Below are 16790 nucleotides of genomic sequence, written 5' to 3' on the forward strand. Positions count from 1 at the left end.
ATTATCACCTATAATCCTACAACTATGATTAATTATCGCATTGTTTCCTATAATCGCTTTTTCTATTCTAACATTATCCCCTATTTTTACATTAGGCATTATTACTGAATCAATTATTACAGTATTCTTTCCAACATATACCCCTTGAGACAATATTGAATTTTCTACTTTTCCATTTATAATACAACCTTCAACAATAAGCGAATTAATTATCTTAGCATTTTCTCCTATATAATGAGCTGGACTTACCTCATTTTGAGAATATATCTTCCATTCTCTATCATATAAATTCAATTTATTGTCTAATTTTAATAAATCCATATTAGCTTCCCATAAGCTCTGAATTGTTCCTACATCCTTCCAATATCCCTTAAATGGATAAGCCATTAACTTTTTACCGCCATTAAGCATATTGGGTATTATGTTTTTCCCAAAATCATTGTCTGATTTAATATCATTTTCATCATCTATTAAAAATTTTTTTAAAACTGACCAATCAAAAATATATATTCCCATAGAAGCATTTGTACTTTTAGGATTGGTTGGTTTTTCTTCAAATTCATATATTGAATTATCTTCTCTTGTATTCATTATGCCAAACCTACTTGCCTCTTCTATTGGAACATCTATAACAGCAATAGTTGCATCGGCATCATTTTCTTTATGAAAATCCAACATTTTATAATAATCCATCTTATAAATATGGTCGCCAGATAAAATAAGTACATATTCTGGCTCATATCTGTCTATAAATTCAATATTCTGATAAATCGCATTAGCAGTTCCCTTATACCAATCACCGCCCTTTTCCTCTTGATAAGGTGGTAATATAGATACTCCTCCATCTCGTCTATCTAAATCCCACGGATCTCCAATACCAATATGATTATTCAAATCCAATGGTTTATATTGAGTTAAAACCCCAACAGTATATATTCCCGAATTAGAGCAATTACTTAAAGGAAAATCTATAATCCTATACTTACCTCCAAATGGAACTGCTGGCTTTGCTATATTTTTAGTTAAAACTCCAAGTCTAGATCCTTGCCCACCAGCTAAAATCATTGCTACAATTTCTTTTTTTCCCATAACTCATCCCTCTCTCACGCCAAAAATATTTTTATATTAAAACTTCTCTTATAACAACTCCTTGTATATCCTTAAATATTCTTTTGCAGACTTTTCCCAACTATTATCTGTCTCCATAGCATTTTTAATTATTTTATTCCATCTATCTTTATTATTATAAATATTCAATGCATATCTAATTATGTTTAAAAGCTCATTATGAGAATAATTTCTAAACCCGAAGCCATTCCCCTCTTCAGTGTATTCATTATAAGGTATTACAGTATCCTTTAATCCGCCTGTTTCCCTTACTACGGGAATACTCCCATATCTAAGTGCAATAAGTTGTCCAAGACCACAAGGTTCAAATAAAGATGGCATTAAGAACATATCAGATGCTGCATATACCTTATGTGCTAATTCATTACTAAACTTTATATTTGAACTTATTTTCTCTGGATACCTAAATGCAAAACTCTTAAAGCTTTCTTCATATATATAATCACCAGTTCCAACAATAACTACTTGAATATTTTCTTTTAATAATTCATCTAAAATTTTAACAATTAAATCACAGCCTTTTTGATGAGTTAATCTAGAAACCAAGCCTATTATTGGTACTTCCTTATCTATAGGTAAATTAAGTTCCTTTTGTAATTCTTCTTTATTCAAATGTTTATTATCTATTGTTTCAATATCATAATTTATATATATACTTTTATCTGTATTTGGGTTATATTCCTTATAATCTATACCATTAACTATTCCTTCTAAATACATCCCTCTGTATTGTAACAAGCCTTCTAAACCTTCCCCATACTCAGGGGTTTTTATTTCTTCTACATAACTCTTACTAACAGTAGTTACTTTATCAGAATAATTTATACCTCCCTTTAAAAAGCTTACTGCTCCATCATGTTCTAAACTTCCATTTAAAAATGGCTCATAGTCATAACCAAATAGTTCAGGTAAAACATCAGCTGAGTACATTCCTTTAAATAATAAATTATGAATTGAAAATACTGTTTTTACATTTTTAAATTTTTCTTCTCTTATATATTCTAATTTATGAAGTACTGGAATCATTGCTGTTTGCCAATCATTACAATGTATTACATCAGGACTCCAATCTATATGATTTAAAAAATTAAGGACTGCCCTACTAAAAAATGCAAATCTTTCACCGTCATCATAATACCCATATAATCCACACCTTTTAAAATAATATTCGTTATCTAATAAATAGAATATAACTCCTTCATATTCGTATTCTAATATTCCACAATACTGATTTCGCCATCCCACTTTAACAGTGAAACTACTTACGAATTTTAAATTGTCCTTAATATCTCTATTAATATCACTGTAATTAGGAATTACTACTCTTACTTCCTGACCTAATTCTTTTAATGACACTGGTAGTGCTCCAATTACATCCCCTAATCCACCAGTCTTTATAAATGGATTTGCTTCTGATGCCGCAAATAAAATCTTCAAGCTTATTCCCCCTTATACTCTCCATCTTCTATTTCATAAATTTTAAATATAGATGTGGCCATAGGTGGTACCTTTATAGTTATTGAATATTCTCTATTATGATATTTAAATTCATCTGAAATTACTTCTGATTCATTTAATTGATTAGAACCTCCAAATTCAATAGAGTCAGTGTTAAATACCTCTTTATAAACAGCTTTATATGGAACTCCAATTCTAAAATCATGATAAACAACAGGAGTAAAATTGCATATAAAAATCAATGTATCTTCAATATTTCTACCTCTTCTAATAAAAGTAAATATACTTTGGTCTGAATTATCTGGATCTATCCACTCAAAACCTGATTTATCATAATCTAATTCCCAAAGTGATTTATTTTCCTTATAGAATTTATTTAATTCCTTAACAAAAGCTTGAGCATTCTTATGCATTTCAAAATTATTAATTAAATGCCATTGTAACTCTTCATACTCTCTCCATTCTATAAATTGAGCAAATTCATATCCCATAAAAGTCATTTTTTTACCTGGATAACCAATCATATATGCTAAATATAGTCTTAAACCTGCAAATTTATTCCAATAATCTCCCCACATTTTATCTAGTAAAGATTTTTTGCCATGAACTACTTCATCGTGAGATATAGGTAATATAAATTTTTCAGAGTAATTATAAGTTACAGGAAAAGTCAAATTATTATGATAATTCTTTCTATGAATAGGATCTATTTTTATATACTTTAATGTATCATTCATCCATCCCATATTCCATTTTAAATTAAATCCTAAACCATCTTCTTCTACGGATTTAGTTACATTTGGCCAAGCTGTTGCTTCTTCTGCTATCATAAGTACATTATTGAAGTTATTAGCTACGCATAAGTTAAGGTCTTTTAAAAATTGTATTCCTTCTAATGAGCCATCTCCACCATATTTATTTGGTTTCCACTCACCGTCATTTCGTCCATAACTTAAGTAAAGAATATTTGTAACAGCATCTACTCTTATTCCATCTATGTGAAACTCTTTTATCCAAAAACAAGCATTAGAAATTAAAAAACTTTTCACTTCAGGTCTTCCTAAATCAAAATTAGCAGTTCCCCATGCTTTATTATCAGCTCTCCATTCTTCAGCATATTCATAAGTATGACCTCCATCAAACATATACAAACCATGTTCATCTCTACAAAAATGTCCTGGCACCCAATCTAATATCACACCTATATTATTTTTATGAAGTACATTTATTAATTCTTTAAGCTCTTTTGGATTACCATATCTACTAGTTACAGAATAATAGCCTGTACTTTGATATCCCCAAGAAGCATCTAAAGGATGCTCTGTTAAAGGCATAAATTCTACATGTGTATATCCCATTTCAGATAAATATTTGGGTAGTTCTTCACATAATTCTATATAAGTCATGAATTCTCCATCTTTTCTTTTCCATGATCCTAAATGCATTTCATATATATTAATAGGTTCTTCTAAAATTTTTGAGTTTTCTCGTCTATTTAACCACTTTTTATCAGACCATCTAAATTTAATATCTCCTATAACTATTGATGCAGTATTAGGTCTGTATTCTGAATATAAGGCATATGGGTCAGCTTTATATCTTCCTTCTTTAGTATTTTCATTTATAAGGTAATACTTATATTTCACGCCTTCTTTTATTCCAGGAATAAATAGGCTCCATATACCTTTATCATTTATCTTTACCATTTTATATTCTTCTAATGGCTTAAAATCGCCAAAATCTCCTACAACATATACTTCATATGCATTAGGTGCCCAAGTTGTAAACCTAACACCTTTTCTCCTATTTTCGCTTTTCATATGAGCACCCATAAAACTATAGCTGCAAATATTTTTTCCATTGTGGAATAGTTCCATTTCCTCTGTATTAAATGCTTCACTTTTCAAATGATTTTCTATAACCTTTGTCATATTCATCCCTCCCTTAACTTAACATAATCTATTGAGAACAATTATATCACTCACTTGAAATATTTTCCATCACTCCGTAAGTTAAACTTTCAAATATTTTTATACTTTATTTAAAAATTTTTAAGTCACTATTTTTTAAAATTGTAATTAATAGCTTCGATTTAAGATTTTATTAAGCATATATTAAGGTTTCTACTATTATAAAATTAAGGTTTTATCTCTAAAATTATTTATAGAAAATATCTTAGGAGGGGTAAAATTGAAAGTTTTAGAAGTAAATAATCTGAAAAAGACTCTTGGAAAAAGAGAAATCATAAAAAATATATCATTCTCAATAGAAGAAGGAGAAATATTTGGATTCTTAGGACCAAATGGTGCTGGTAAAACAACTACAATAAGAATGCTCGTTGGACTTATTCATCCTAATGAAGGTAGCATATCTATTTGTGGTCATGATTTAAAAAATGATACAGAAAAAGCATTAAGAGAAGTTGGCGCAGTTGTTGAAAATCCCGAATTATATAAGTACTTATCAGGAAGGGAAAATTTAATGCAAATAGCTAGAATTAGGAATATTTCAAAAGAAGATGTTAATGAAACTATAAAGCTAGTTGGTCTAGAGGATAGGATTGATGATAAAGTAAGAAAGTATTCCTTAGGAATGAAACAGCGTCTAGGTCTCGCTGCCTCACTTCTATCTAAGCCTAAACTATTAATTTTAGATGAGCCTACTAACGGGTTAGATCCATCTGGAATATTAGATTTTAGAGAGGTAGTTAAAAAGGCAGCTAAAGAAAAGGGAATGGCTGTATTTATATCTTCACATATATTATCAGAAGTTCAACACTTATGTGATAGAGTTGCCTTTATTAATCATGGAACAATTAAATCTGTAGAAAATGTAGTAAATGAATCAATGGAAACTGACACTGACATAATCTGCTTAAATCTTAATGAAGAAATAGATTTAAATGAATTAAAAAATATTGAATATGTTAATTCTGTAAGAAAATCAGATGATGGAATTGAAATTATATTATTATCAAACAAAACTTCAAATTTAATCAAACATCTTGTTAACAGAAATTATAATATTGAAGAAGTCTATAAAATTAGAAGAGGCCTAGAGCAAAGATATATGGAATTAGTTGAAGGAGGTATAAGATAATTATGTTATCTCTAATAAAAAATGAATTTATAAAAATATTTAAAAGACCTAAAACCTGGATAGTTTTCACATTATTCATTGCCCTAGTTGGCATAAATATTTTTGGCACATGGAAAAATGATCAAACTATGCGAGAATGGATATCTCCAGAATATCAAATAAAACAAGCTGAAGAACAATTAACATATATAAGAAATGATATTAAAAGAGCCGAGGCTGATGGAGATGAAAATTGGCTTAATAGCTCAAAGGAAATAGAGAAAAATCTATTAAAGCAAATTGAAGATAACAAGGAAATTATTAAAAATGGAATTTCTGAAGAGGCATGGAAGAAAGATTTAGAACAAACAATTAAGGACCTTGAAATTACAGTAGAAAGTTATGAAGAAAATGGGATTAATGAATGGAATAAAAGGTGGTATGCACAGTCAAAGCAAGAATTAGAGGATTATAAATACTTAAGGGATAATAATATTATGCCTTTACAAGGCTGGGAATATACTGAAGCTAGTTTCTTTAGAAATTTAGGTAGCTTCTTTGGATTTGGCTTATTAATTGCTGGAATAGCTGTATTTATGAGTGATATGGTTTCAGGAGAATGTACCCCTGCCACTTTAAAATTCTTACTTGTACAACCTGTTAAAAGGGGAAAAATATTATTTTCAAAATTTATTGTTTCTTTAGTAACAGTAACTTCATTAATAGTTCTTCCTCAACTTGCAGGTATGGCAATAGTTAATATTACTAGTAATACAGAAGTATCAAATTATCCAGTTAGAATTGAACAAAAATACGAAAAACAATTTGACCAAAATTCACAAGAAATGATTTTAGAACAAGTTCCTAACACATCAAAAATGGTAACTAATAATGAATTTATTTTAAGAAGTATTGGATATCAAATTATATTTATAGTAACAGCTTGTTCAGTGGTATTTATGATTTCAACTATCTTTAAGAGTAGTATGATATCTATGGCAGTTTCAGTTATGTTAACCATGTTCTTAACTATTGGAGCTCAAGCAATAGGTACTTTAAGAGACTATAGCCACTTATTATTTACAACTTATGCTGATGCTGGTAGTGTTATAAACTCTTCTCTACCACTAGCCTATCAAAATACAAATTTAACAATAATGAACGGAGTAATTTGCATGACTATAACAGCAATTATTGCTTATATAGTTTCACATATTAACTTTACAAAAAAAGATATTTTAATTTAATCTAATTATTATATATTTTACAATAATTTATCCACATATGAAAAAAGTTATCAACAAATTTCCTTTAAAAATTAGTGAAATGTTGATAACTTTTTCTTTTACTATATTTCTATATATTTAACTCTATTGATAATTAATATTTATTGATATATAATATTAATTATAATTAACCATTTAAAGGAGTGTAAGAAATGAGTTCAAATGAAAACACTAATAAGAAGCCTCAACAAATAATGGCTCCTAAAAAAGTAAAATACCAATGTCTACACACAACTGAAGCTAGAGAATGTACTTGTATAAGAAGTAAGGGTCTTGTTTTAAACAAATAACAAGATTATAAATTTAATATATTAGTTACTTTTTAGTAGCTTATTATTAAAAAGGTGTGAAATAATTTATTTCACACCTTTTCTTAATTTATTATTTTTACATTCAATTAAATAGATTGATGATAATATTCTCCCTTTATTTGTATAGTTACTGGGTTATTTTCTGTTCCTCTAACTACTCTATTTCCTGGAATTAAAGAATTTTTATCAGCTATTACATTACTCATCATAACATTTGTCCCAATAACTGAATTATCTAATATAATACAGTTTTCGAGTTTAGCTCCCTTTTGTATTATTACTCTTCTTCCAATAATACAATTTTTAACTTCTCCTTCTATATAAGATCCATTTCCTATAATAGAATTAGTTACTAAGCTATTTTTTGTATATTGTGTTGGTGGCTCGTCCTTAGACTTTGTTGCAATAGGATTATCACTATGAAATAACTCCTTATATTTACTTTGATTTAATAAGTCTAGATTAGTATCAAAATAAGATTTTATTGAGTTAATGCATGATAAGTATCCTTTAAACTCATATGCTCCAACTACTAAATTATCCAAATTATTTTCTATATATTTTTTGAACTTTCTATATCTTCCTGTCTTTAAACATTCATGTATTATCTCTATAAATAAGTTTGTTTTCATTATATACATTTCCATGCTTATATTAGCATTTTCTTCTATTCCAATATTTTCCCCTATACTAATAACCCTATTATCTTCATTTATATAAACTGTTTCACATTTTATGAAACTCTTATTTGCATTATCAACATTCTTATATACAATAGTTATATCATTTCCAGATTCCATATGATATTTCATTACTTCTCTATAGTTTATATTGCATATCATATAAGAAGGACTAATTATTACATAATCTTTTCTGCTATTTTCAATATATTTAATATTGTCTACAAAGTTATGAATATCATCAACATTTGGTTCATTATCTCCAAAGTTAAATACTCTAAGTCCTTCATTCTTTCTATGAAGATCCCAAGGTCTACCATTAGTTAAATGTTCAACTAGAGATCTGGATTTGTTTTCAGTAAAGATTCCTATATCCTCTATTCCTGAATTAGACATATTAGATAGAACAAAATCCACTATTCTATATCTTGCTGCTAATGGAACAGCTGCTAATGTTCTATGTCTAACTAATTCATCCATTTTTCTTTTATTTTCATCTAAATTTATAATTCCTAAACAATTTTTCATCATAATGATTTCCTCCAAAATTAAACTATTTAATTCTTATTAATGGTTATTATTTAATTATTTAATTACACATTGGTATGCACCAATGACTTCAATGTTTTTTCCATCTCCAATATGACAATCATTGTTTATTATTGAATCATTACCTACTATAGCTCTCTCTATTCTTACATTATCTCCTATTTTTACATTTGGCATTATTACTGAATCTTTTATTATTGTATTTTTTCCTACAGTTACTCCTTGGGATAATATTGAGTCTTCCACTTCTCCATTAACTATACAGCCTTCTACTATTAATGAATTTGCTATTTTAGCACTTTCTCCTATATGTTGAGCAGGTCTTACTTGATTATCAGAGTAAATTTTCCATTCACTGTCATATAGGTTTAATTCATTATCTATTTTTAATAAGTCCATATTTGCTTCCCATAGACTCTCTATTGTTCCTACATCCTTCCAGTAACCCTTAAATGGATAAGCAACTAACTTTCTTCCTGAGTTAAGCATCATAGGTATTATATTTTTTCCAAAGTCATTACTTGAATCCTTGTCCATTTCATCTTGTATTAAGTATTCTTTTAATACTGACCATTTAAATATATAGACTCCCATTGAGGCATTAGTACTCTTTGGATTTTTAGGTTTTTCTTCAAATTCATAAATAGTACTGTCTTCATTAGTATTCATAATTCCAAATCTACTTGCTTCATCTAAAGGTACATCAATTACAGCAATTGTTGCATCTGCATTATGGCTTTTATGAAAATCTAACATCTTATAATAATCCATTTTATAAATATGATCTCCTGATAAGATAAGAACATATTCAGGCTCGTATCTATCTACAAATTGGATATTTTGATAGATTGCATTAGCAGTTCCTTTATACCAAGCTCCGCCTTTTTCCCCTTGATAAGGCGGTAATATTGTCACTCCCCCATTACGTCTATCTAAATCCCATGGATCTCCAATTCCAATATAAGCATTTAAATCTAATGGCTTATATTGAGTTAATACTCCTACAGTATAAATCCCAGAATTAGAACAATTACTTAAAGGAAAATCTATAATTCTATATTTTCCTCCAAACGGAACAGCTGGTTTTGCTATATCTTTAGTCAAAACTCCTAGCCTAGATCCTTGTCCTCCTGCTAATATCATTGCAACAATCTCTTTTTTTCCCATTTGCTTTCCTCTCTCTAATATAAATTTTTTATCAATACCTTTTGTTAATTAGTTTTTATTAAATCATTATATAATCTTATATATTCCTTAGCTGATTTTTCCCAACTATTATCCGAATCCATAGCTTGCTTAACAATTTTTCCCCATCTTTTTTTATTTCTAAAAATACTTAATGCATACTTAGTTGTATTTAGTAACTCATCACTGGAATAATTCCTAAATCCAAACCCATTTCCAGTTTCATCATATTCATTATAAGGAATTACTGTATCTCTTAATCCTCCTGTTTCTCTAACTATAGGCACACTTCCATATCTTAGTGCTATAAGTTGTCCAAGTCCACATGGTTCAAACAGAGATGGCATTAAAAACATATCTGAAGAAGCATAAATCTTATGAGCTAATTCATTACTAAATTTTATATTTGCACTTACCTTATTTGGATACCTACTAGCAAAGCTTTTAAAACTTTCCTCGTACATATAATCTCCAGTTCCAAGAATAACTACTTGAATATTTTCTTTTAATAATTCATCAAGAACTCTAGTAATTAGATCGCAACCTTTTTGATGAGTTAATCTTGAAACCATTCCTATCATTGGAATATTCTTATTTACAGGTAGATTTAATTCTCTCTGTAATTGTTCTTTATTACGTCCCTTTTTAAATAGAGATTTTACATTGTACTTATATTTAATAAATTTATCTCCTTCAGGATTATATTCTTTATAATCTATTCCGTTAACTATCCCCTCTAGAAAATCCCCTCTATATCTCAATAATCCATCCAACTGCTCTCCATACTCAGGTGTTTTTATTTCTTCTGCATAACTCTTACTAACAGTAGTTACCCTATCAGCATAATTAATTCCACCTTTTAAAAAGCTTACTGCCCCATTATGTTCTAAGCTTCCATTAAAGTATGGTTCATAGTCATAACCAAAAAGCTCTGGTAATACTTCTGGTGAAAACATTCCTTTAAAAAACAAATTGTGTATTGAAAGGACTGTTTTCATATTTCTAAGCTTTTCATCATTTATATATTCTAGTTTATGAAGTACTGGTATCATAGCAGTTTGCCAATCATTACAATGAAGTATATCAGGTGTCCAATCACTTTGTTTTAAAAACTCAAGCACAGCCCTACTAAAGAAAGCAAACTTTTCACCATCATCATAATATCCATATAAGCCCCCTCTTTTAAAATAGTACTCATTGTCTATTAAATAAAACCTAACCCCTTCATAGTCATATTCAAAAATCCCACAATATTGATTTCTCCAACCGACCTTTACTGTAAAATTATTTATATACTTTAATTTATTTTTTATTTCATCATTAATATCTCTATATTTAGGAATTATAACTCTTGCATCAGCACCTAACTCTTTTAAAGCTACTGGAAGAGCACCCATAACATCGCCTAATCCGCCTGTTTTTATAAATGGACTAGCTTCTGAAGCAGCAAATAAAACTTTCAAGTCTACTCCTCCTTATTTTCCTCTTTATTTTCTTCTTCATTTTCCTCTTTATTTAATTTTGTTATTTTAAATACTGATGTAGCCATAGGTGGCACTTTTATTGATATTGAGTATGGTCTGTTATGATATTTAATATCATCAGAAGTTATTACTTCTGCATTTATTTGATTAGAGCCTCCATATATATCTCTATCAGTGTTAAATATTTCTTTATATTCTCCTTTATATGGTACTCCAACTCTAAAATCATGATAAACAACAGGAGTAAAATTACATACAAATATAAGAGTATCCTCTATGTCACTACCCTTTCTTACAAATGTAAATATACTTTGAGCTGAATTATCTGCATCAATCCACTCAAATCCAGATACATCATAGTCTAACTCCCAAAGAGCTTTATTCTCTTTATAAAACTTATTAAGTTCCTTAGTGAATAATTGAGTTTTCTTATGCATTTCAAAATCATCTATTAACTTCCATTCAAGCTCCTCATACTCTCTCCATTCTATGAATTGTCCAAATTCATATCCCATGAAAGTTAACTTTTTACCTGGATGTCCCATCATGTATGCTAAATATAATCTTAATCCAGCAAACTTATTCCAATAATCTCCCCACATTTTATCTAATAAAGATTTCTTACCATGCACTACTTCATCATGAGATATTGGTAATATAAAGTTTTCCGAATAGTTATACATCATGGAAAATGTCATATTATTATGGTGGTACTTTCTATAAATAGGATCCATTTCAACATATTCTAAGGTATCATTCATCCAACCCATATTCCATTTAAAATTAAATCCTAATCCACCATCTTCTATTGGTTTACAAACATTAGGCCAAGAAGTTGATTCTTCTGCTATCATAAATATATTTTTAAATTCTGCAAATACAGCTGTATTTAATTCTTTTAAAAATTCTATACCTTCTAAGCATCCATCTCCACCAAATCTATTTGGCTTCCATTCTCCTTCTTGTCTTCCATAATTTAAATATATCATGTTAGATACAGCATCAACTCTTAGTCCATCTATGTGGAATTCTCTAAACCAAAATAATGCATTTGAAATTAAAAAGCTTTTTACTTCCGGTCTTCCTAAGTCAAAATTAAATGTTCCCCAACCTTTATTATCTGCTTTCCATCCTTCTTCATATTCATAAGTTGGACTTCCATCAAACATGTATAATCCATGAGCATCCTTACAAAAATGTCCTGGTACCCAATCTAAAATTACACCTATATTATTTTTGTGAAGAACATTAATAAGCTCTTTTAATTCTTTTGGATTACCATATCTGCTAGTTACTGAATAATATCCTGTTCCTTGATATCCCCAAGAAGCATCTAGTGGATGTTCTGTTAAAGGCATAAATTCTACATGAGTATATCCCATTTCTACTAAATATTCTGGCAATATATTACACAGTTCTTTATAAGTATAAAGCTCCCCATCATTTATTTTCCATGATCCTAAATGCATCTCATATATATTAACTTGAGATTTATAAATATTTTCTTTTTCTCTTTTATTTAACCATTTTTTGTCAGACCATCTAAATTTAGATTCTTCAATAACTATAGATGCAGTATTCGGTCTTAGTTCTGAAAACATTGCGTAGGGATCTGCTTTATATTTTCCATTTCCAGAATCCTTATTTACAATAAAGTACTTGTATCTCATTCCATCTTTAATTCCAGGTATAAATAAACTCCATAAACCGGATTTACTAACTTTCTCCATTTTATATTCTTCTAAAGGCTTAAATTCACAAAAATCTCCAACTACATATATTTCTGAAGCTTTTGGTGCCCAAGTAGTAAATCTTACTCCTCTACGTCTATTTTCACTAGTACAATGTGCTCCCATGAAACTATAACTTTTAAAATTTCTTCCTTCATGGAATAAGTTTATATCTTTCTTATTAAGTTTTCCGTTCTTAGCCATATTTTTTTCTACTTTTTTTGTTTCCATACCATTCTCACCCCTTAAATAAACATAATTTTCCCATTAATATCACATATTTTCTTTTTTATTATATCATTCCATAGTATTCATTTCAAATTACTCCATAAAATTCAAAAAAAAATTAACAATTTATAGAATTATTATAAAACCTTAACATTACTTGAAAATAAAAAAATATAGATATTATATTCTTTGAAAACTCGCAAAATTCCAAGTTCCCAAAATATAATATCTATATCCTCGTTGAATTTATAAAAATATTACCCTGTGAGTAATTTTTTATAAATTCCTAAAAAGCAAAAAAAAGACTTAAGATAAATCTTAAGTCTTTTTATAACCTGGCAACGTCCTACTCTCCCACACAGTCTCCCATGCAGTACCATTGGCGCTGTAGAGCTTAACTTTCCTGTTCGGAATGGAAAGGAGTGTTTCCTCTACGCCATCATCACCAGATGCTATGATTCTCCAAATCTTTGATTTGGTTAAGAATCTTGTACTCCTAAGCTTTGCTTAGTGAGTTTCCTTAGAGAACTTTGTTCTCTGAAAATTGCACATGAATTAATAACATTATTTTATTGGTCAAGCCCTCGACCTATTAGTATCAGTCAGCTAAATATGTTACCACACTTACACCTCTGACCTATCAACCTTGTGTTCTTCAAGGGGTCTTACTAGCTTACGCTATGGGAAATCTCATCTTGAGGGGGGCTTCACGCTTAGATGCTTTCAGCGTTTATCCCTTCCCGACTTAGCTACCCAGCCATGCTCCTGGCGGAACAACTGGTGCACCAGAGGTCAGTCCATCCCGGTCCTCTCGTACTAAGGACAGCTCCTCTCAAATTTCCTACGCCCGCGACGGATAGGGACCGAACTGTCTCACGACGTTCTGAACCCAGCTCGCGTGCCGCTTTAATGGGCGAACAGCCCAACCCTTGGGACCTACTACAGCCCCAGGATGCGACGAGCCGACATCGAGGTGCCAAACCTCCCCGTCGATGTGGACTCTTGGGGGAGATCAGCCTGTTATCCCCGAGGTAGCTTTTATCCGTTGAGCGATGGCCCTCCCACGAGGTACCACCGGATCACTAAGCCCGACTTTCGTCCCTGCTCCACTTGTGGGTGTCGCAGTCAGGCTCCCTTCTGCCTTTGCACTCTACGAACGATTTCCGACCGTTCTGAGGGAACCTTTGGGCGCCTCCGTTACATTTTAGGAGGCGACCGCCCCAGTCAAACTGCCCACCTAACAATGTCCTGTCACCAGATTCATGGCGTCCAGTTAGAATCCCAATACTATCAGGGTGGTATCCCAAGGTTGACTCCACCAAGGCTGACGCCCTAGTTTCTCAGTCTCCCACCTATCCTGTACAGACAATATCGGAACTCAATGCTAAGCTACAGTAAAGCTCTACGGGGTCTTTCCGTCCAATCGCGGGTAGCGAGCATCTTCACTCGCACTACAACTTCGCCGGATTTGCAGTTGAGACAGTGCCCAAGTCATTACGCCATTCGTGCGGGTCAGAACTTACCTGACAAGGAATTTCGCTACCTTAGGACCGTTATAGTTACGGCCGCCGTTTACTGGGGCTTAAGTTCACACCTTCGCTTGCGCTAAGTGTTCCCCTTAACCTTCCAGCACCGGGCAGGCGTCAGCCCCTATACATCAGCTTACGCTTTAGCAGAGACCTGTGTTTTTGCTAAACAGTTGCTTGGGCCTATTCTCTGCGGCCTGCTCTCGCAGGCACCCCTTCTCGCTAACTTACGGGGTCAATTTGCCTAGTTCCTTAACTGCAATTCTTCCGATGGCCTTAGGATTCTCTCCTCATCTACCTGTGTCGGTTTGCGGTACGGGCACTATTTCTCTCTCTAGATGCTTTTCTTGGAAGCAGGGAATCAGATACTTCAGCCTAAATGGCCTTCCCCATCACACCTCAGGATTGTTAAGACGGATTTGCCTATCTTAACTCCCTAAATGCTTAGACTAGCATTTCCAATCGCTAGCACATCCTATCCTTCTCCGTCACACCATCGATAATAACGATAATAGTGGTATTGGAATATCAACCAATTGTCCATCACCTACGCCTTTCGGCCTCGGCTTAGGTCCCGACTAACCCTGGGCGGACGAGCCTTCCCCAGGAAACCTTAGATTTTCGGCCTGTAAGATTCTCACTTACATCTCGCTACTAATGCCAACATTCTCACTCGTAATCAGTCCACCGCTCCTTACGGTACGACTTCAGCCCGATTACGACGCTCCTCTACCGCTCAAGTAATCTTGAGCCCGTAGCTTCGGTGGTAAGTTTGAGCCCCGGACATTTTCGGCGCAGGATCTCTCGACTAGTGAGCTATTACGCACTCTTTAAATGAGTGGCTGCTTCTAAGCCAACATCCTAGTTGTCTTAGAAATCCCACATCCTTTACCACTTAACTTACACTTTGGGACCTTAGCTGACGATCTGGGCTTTTTCCCTTTTGACCACGGATCTTATCATTCGTAGTCTGACTGCCGGACTAATAGTATATGGCATTCGGAGTTTGATAAGGTTCGGTAAGCGATATGCCCCCTAGCCCATTCAGTGCTCTACCTCCATTACTCATATCCGACGCTAGCCCTAAAGCTATTTCGAGGAGAACCAGCTATCTCCGAGTTCGATTGGAATTTCTCCGCTATCCACAGCTCATCCCATGCTTTTTCAACAGCAACGTGGTTCGGTCCTCCACGGGGTTTTACCCCCGCTTCAACCTGGCCATGGATAGGTCACCCGGTTTCGGGTCTACGGCATGCAACTAGTCGCCCTATTAAGACTCGGTTTCCCTTCGGCTCCGTACCTTAAGTACTTAACCTTGCTACATACCGTAACTCGTTGGCTCGTTCTACAAAAAGCACGTCATCACCCTCATAAGGGGCTTTGACCGGTTGTAGGCACACGGTTTCAGGTTCTATTTCACTCCCCTCCCGGGGTTCTTTTCACCTTTCCCTCACGGTACTTCTTCACTATCGGTCATCAGGTAGTATTTAGCCTTGGGAGGTGGTCCTCCCTGCTTCCCACAAGGTTTCACGTGTCTCGTGGTACTCTGGATCAGAACTTGGTTATTATAATTTTCACTTACGTGGCTATTACACTCTGTGGCCCAACTTTCCAGTTGTGTTCGATTAATTATAATTTTCCGTTAATGTTCTGTCCGCAACCCCAGAGATAAATCTCTGGTTTGGGCTCTTTCCCTTTCGCTCGCCGCTACTAAGAAAATCGATTTTTCTTTCTCTTCCTCTAGGTACTTAGATGTTTCAGTTCCCTAGGTTTACCTTCCTGTAACTATTTATTCATTACAGGATACATGGGGTTTCCCATGTGAGTTTCCTCATTCGGAAATCTTCGGATCACTGGCTATGTGCGCCTACCCGAAGCTTATCGCAGCTTATCACGTCCTTCATCGGCTCCTGATGCCAAGGCATTCACCATGCGCCCTTTGTAGCTTGACCTTTTAAAAAGTAATTTATTACAAAGTTATTCACAAAGAATATTTTTGGCTTGTTGTTATTTTTATTCATGTGCAATTTTCAAAGAACATGGCCAGACATCCAAAATCTATGATTTTGATATGGTCGGCTACTTCTCTTTAGAGAAGCTTGAAGAACTTAGTCCTTCAAAATTGAACAGAAGTTAAGATAAACCAT

At 32.5% G+C, this 16790-nt stretch carries 10 protein-coding genes and 2 rRNA genes (1 of these 12 only partly in view); 3 read left to right on the top strand and 9 right to left on the bottom strand.

Annotated features, from left to right (window positions below; genetic code table 11):
• The 3 genes in view from ACFYH6_RS17220 to glgB (ACFYH6_RS17230) are tightly spaced (at most 48 nt apart) and all read right to left on the bottom strand, a layout consistent with a single transcriptional unit that may run on beyond the window.
• A protein-coding gene (locus tag ACFYH6_RS17220; RefSeq protein WP_316344916.1) for a glucose-1-phosphate adenylyltransferase crosses the window boundary here: on the bottom strand, positions 1 to 1089 show its 5' portion. Its footprint begins 126 nt before the window's first position; 1089 of the gene's 1215 nt are visible here — the first part of the coding sequence; it begins with the start codon at positions 1087 to 1089; the stop codon falls past the left edge of the window.
• A 48-nt stretch (positions 1090 to 1137) separates the two neighbouring features.
• Positions 1138 to 2565 (bottom strand): glycogen synthase GlgA, encoded by a 1428-nt coding sequence (gene glgA, locus ACFYH6_RS17225; protein ID WP_316344915.1) that lies wholly within the window; start codon positions 2563 to 2565, stop codon positions 1138 to 1140.
• A 2-nt stretch (positions 2566 to 2567) separates the two neighbouring features.
• Positions 2568 to 4517 carry a 1,4-alpha-glucan branching protein GlgB gene (gene glgB, locus ACFYH6_RS17230; RefSeq protein ID WP_416180513.1) on the bottom strand — a complete coding sequence of 650 codons (1950 nt, stop codon included), beginning with the start codon at positions 4515 to 4517 and terminating at the stop codon, positions 2568 to 2570.
• 259 nt (positions 4518 to 4776) lie between these two features.
• Between glgB (ACFYH6_RS17230) and ACFYH6_RS17235 the strand changes: the two genes are divergently transcribed.
• The 3 genes from ACFYH6_RS17235 to ACFYH6_RS17245 all read left to right on the top strand — a co-directional run bounded on the left by ACFYH6_RS17235 (position 4777) and on the right by ACFYH6_RS17245 (position 7240).
• Positions 4777 to 5685, top strand: coding sequence for an ABC transporter ATP-binding protein (locus tag ACFYH6_RS17235; protein WP_316344912.1), 909 nt, complete (start codon positions 4777 to 4779; stop codon positions 5683 to 5685).
• A gap of 2 nt (positions 5686 to 5687) precedes the next feature.
• Complete coding sequence (locus ACFYH6_RS17240) at positions 5688 to 6911, top strand: ABC transporter permease (RefSeq protein ID WP_316344911.1); 1224 nt, start codon at positions 5688 to 5690, stop codon at positions 6909 to 6911.
• A 191-nt stretch (positions 6912 to 7102) separates the two neighbouring features.
• Positions 7103 to 7240 (top strand): hypothetical protein, encoded by a 138-nt coding sequence (locus tag ACFYH6_RS17245; protein WP_291708256.1) that lies wholly within the window; start codon positions 7103 to 7105, stop codon positions 7238 to 7240.
• 107 nt (positions 7241 to 7347) lie between these two features.
• On the opposite strand, the gene glgD is transcribed toward ACFYH6_RS17245, so the two are convergent.
• The 6 genes from glgD to ACFYH6_RS17275 all read right to left on the bottom strand — a co-directional run bounded on the left by glgD (position 7348) and on the right by ACFYH6_RS17275 (position 16595).
• Positions 7348 to 8469 carry a glucose-1-phosphate adenylyltransferase subunit GlgD gene (gene glgD, locus ACFYH6_RS17250; RefSeq protein WP_416180515.1) on the bottom strand — a complete coding sequence of 374 codons (1122 nt, stop codon included), beginning with the start codon at positions 8467 to 8469 and terminating at the stop codon, positions 7348 to 7350.
• 57 nt (positions 8470 to 8526) lie between these two features.
• Positions 8527 to 9657: a glucose-1-phosphate adenylyltransferase gene (locus ACFYH6_RS17255; RefSeq protein ID WP_416180512.1), complete on the bottom strand. Its 1131-nt coding sequence runs from the start codon at positions 9655 to 9657 to the stop codon at positions 8527 to 8529.
• A 44-nt stretch (positions 9658 to 9701) separates the two neighbouring features.
• Positions 9702 to 11138 (bottom strand): glycogen synthase GlgA, encoded by a 1437-nt coding sequence (gene glgA / locus ACFYH6_RS17260; RefSeq protein WP_416180511.1) that lies wholly within the window; start codon positions 11136 to 11138, stop codon positions 9702 to 9704.
• 2 nt (positions 11139 to 11140) lie between these two features.
• Positions 11141 to 13120, bottom strand: a complete 1980-nt coding sequence (gene glgB, locus ACFYH6_RS17265; RefSeq protein ID WP_416180510.1) for a 1,4-alpha-glucan branching protein GlgB — start codon at positions 13118 to 13120, stop codon at positions 11141 to 11143.
• 330 nt (positions 13121 to 13450) lie between these two features.
• A 5S ribosomal RNA gene (rrf, locus tag ACFYH6_RS17270) occupies positions 13451 to 13567 on the bottom strand.
• A gap of 122 nt (positions 13568 to 13689) precedes the next feature.
• Positions 13690 to 16595, bottom strand: a 23S ribosomal RNA gene (locus tag ACFYH6_RS17275).
• Positions 16596 to 16790 lie beyond the last annotated feature (195 nt).

The sequence above is a fragment of the Clostridium sp. HCS.1 genome, from assembly GCF_047900555.1.
GTDB lineage: Bacteria > Bacillota > Clostridia > Clostridiales > Clostridiaceae > Clostridium.

Bases quoted from the DNA above. Each gene is read 5' to 3' on its own strand.
- ACFYH6_RS17240 (WP_316344911.1), top strand. From the start codon at position 5,688: ATGTTATCTCTAATAAAAAATGAATTTATAAAAATATTTAAAAGACCT.
- glgD (WP_416180515.1), bottom strand. From the start codon at position 8,469: ATGAAAAATTGTTTAGGAATTATAAATTTAGATGAAAATAAAAGAAAA.
- ACFYH6_RS17255 (WP_416180512.1), bottom strand. From the start codon at position 9,657: ATGGGAAAAAAAGAGATTGTTGCAATGATATTAGCAGGAGGACAAGGA.
- glgB (WP_416180510.1), bottom strand. From the start codon at position 13,120: ATGGAAACAAAAAAAGTAGAAAAAAATATGGCTAAGAACGGAAAACTT.
- glgB (WP_416180513.1), bottom strand. From the start codon at position 4,517: ATGACAAAGGTTATAGAAAATCATTTGAAAAGTGAAGCATTTAATACA.
- ACFYH6_RS17245 (WP_291708256.1), top strand. From the start codon at position 7,103: ATGAGTTCAAATGAAAACACTAATAAGAAGCCTCAACAAATAATGGCT.